Below are 2,326 nucleotides of genomic sequence, written 5' to 3' on the forward strand. Positions count from 1 at the left end.
AAATTGGTATTGCGCCCATCAGTATAAATATTCAGGTAAAACTCAGTTTTATGCATTTTTCGTAGTGTGTTCAATACCAATTTAAGGGGTTATTATTGCTTATCTGGTGGCACTAGAATCCCTTCTGGTGCAGACATGCTTGCAGATACATATAGAGTACCAGGTAACTATGCGTGTATAGAAAATACTATTGCATCCTCATTAAAAAACTGTCCTGTATCAAAAGCATTTGTTCTTAAGGTAGACTTGGCAACCGGTAATTCATATCCCCGCCAAACATTTTTGCAATTTAACAATGGGAAAGTTTTTACGCGTACTTTTGATAGTTTTGAAAATAGGTGGACTGAGACATTTTCTAACATCACAAATGCAGATTTACCGATTCTCACGGTTCGTACAGGCACACGATATTGGACTCAGGCAGTTGAAGTCTCTGGACAAAAAAGGATATATTTTTATAATGCCGACTTCCCGTCAGCTGAAAACATGTTGGGGTATGTCGCACTTACAAAACCTTAAGATTATCATCTAACTGATTATTTGGTTATGTAACAGACAGTTGCTCTGGCGAAGTTGCTGTTCCCGGATGTAGCAGGTGTACAAACCCTAATGTCTCCATTAATTGCAATATACAAATAGTCTGTAGTATTATAGTTCCACTCAGATGTGCCTAAAACACACGATGTGTTCACTTGAAACATTGGAGAATGTTTTTTTAATTTAGCTACGGGGCTACTATTAGAATCAGGATATACGCCATTATTTTTCTTAATAGTTAACACAAGCATAATCACATTCCCAAATTTTATCATGCCATTGTCCCCAGATAGGCTATATCCGCTATTAAGGGTAAGGTAATCATCAATTTTTAAGGAATCAGCGCTTGTTATTACATTCGCCCAGTCTCCCCAGTTCCCGTTATTTCGTTTCCGCAACATTAGGCCGTCAAACCAATGAGACTTAAGTTCCACTGCATTATCATTATATGCCTTTGATAATATCCATCCAGCATCCCATTCATTAATTGCCAATCCTGCGGGTGGATTGCTCTCAAATGCAGCATTATAATGCTTTGGCAATTTATTGTCTAAATTGGTATAACGCCCTGAAGCCGTAAAATATATTCTGCATAACAATTCCGCGCAATTGTAACTGTGCTCAACATTCTCATCGGATACACGACAACTAAGCCTCCCATTTGGCAGGCTTCAAAAAATCTATGTTGTTTTAATCCTTATCCGGCAGCATACATATCGTACTCATATTTCATCTTTCCGGCGCCGTTTTTGGCATAGATACGCGTTGTCTCAACACTGGCATGTCCCATTATGTCACACAGTGTCGGCAGCGGCATCCCTTTATTCAGGGCGCGTGTTGCAAACGTATGCCGTAGCAGATGAGGAAATACCCGTTTTCCCAACCCTGCCCGTTTTGCAATCCTGCGTATTATGTTCTCCAGGGCATTCTTCTTTAGGCCTTGATGCGGCGCCCGGCTGGAAAGTATGACTGGACCGCTGCGCCGGTCACCCAGATATGTCTCAAGGTACTCTAACGCCCTCTCTGAAAAGAATACTATCCGTTCTTTCTGGCCTTTTCCGATTACCTTCACATATCCTGCCTGTAAGTCCATATTAGCCAAGTTCATGTTGACCACCTCAGATACCCGGCACCCAGTGGCCAGGAACAGCTCCAGCACTGCGTTATCGCGGATATTTGTGCCGCAGGCAATCCGCATCTTCTCCATTTCCCTTGGGCTCAGTGCTTCCCTTATCTCTGCCACATACTTAATAGGGTCCACAGTTGCCATAGGATTACGTCTGATATATCCCCGGTCATGCAGGAAAGCAAAGAAGGAACTGGCTATGCGCCGCTTATGGTCCTTTGTACTGGCACTAATCTGACGTACTTGCTCATAGTAGTTCAGGCATTCCACCACATCCTCCCCCGTAATCTCCTGCACCGGCTTTCCCACATACACCAGTAGGTCTGTCAGGAAACGTTGATATTGATTGACTGTACTGGCCGAGTAATTCTCAAACCTCATTTTCCCTATGAATATATCCAATTCCGGGAAACTGATTACATTGGTGCTCAACCCAGTCTCCCTTTTGGCCACCTCATAGTTCCGGAGCACCGCTGACAGTGCCCCATCAATCACCTGTAGCGCAGGCCGTTCCAATTCATTGGACAGCCTGGCCATCAGTTCATCCTTCAGTCTTACTTCATCCATTTAAATAACCCCTTTCCTTATGATTTTATGGTACTTTAATCATAAGCCAGGGGGCTTGATTTGGGCAATTTTCTTTACTGTGCGCAATACCAATTT

At 42.9% G+C, this 2,326-nt stretch carries 3 protein-coding genes; 1 reads left to right on the plus strand and 2 read right to left on the minus strand.

Annotated elements, in window-relative coordinates; all coding sequences use genetic code 11:
* Positions 1-66: 66 nt before the first annotated feature.
* The gene (locus tag LK536_RS58330) at positions 67-519 is read left to right on the plus strand and encodes a pyocin knob domain-containing protein (RefSeq protein ID WP_506092285.1); all 453 of its coding nucleotides are present in this window, start codon (positions 67-69) and stop codon (positions 517-519) included.
* Between the two features lie 17 nt (positions 520-536).
* Here LK536_RS58330 and LK536_RS58335 read toward each other — a convergent pair whose 3' ends face one another.
* Positions 537-1,079, minus strand: coding sequence for a hypothetical protein (locus tag LK536_RS58335; protein ID WP_227116702.1), 543 nt, complete (start codon positions 1,077-1,079; stop codon positions 537-539).
* Positions 1,080-1,234: 155 nt separating this feature from the next.
* Positions 1,235-2,230, minus strand: a complete 996-nt coding sequence (locus tag LK536_RS58340) for a tyrosine-type recombinase/integrase (protein WP_227116701.1) — start codon at positions 2,228-2,230, stop codon at positions 1,235-1,237.
* Between the last annotated feature and the right edge of the window lie 96 nt (positions 2,231-2,326).

Origin of the sequence: Clostridium pacaense, from assembly GCF_020709765.2 — a bacterium.
GTDB classification, from domain to species: Bacteria; Bacillota; Clostridia; order Lachnospirales; family Lachnospiraceae; genus Enterocloster; species Enterocloster hominis.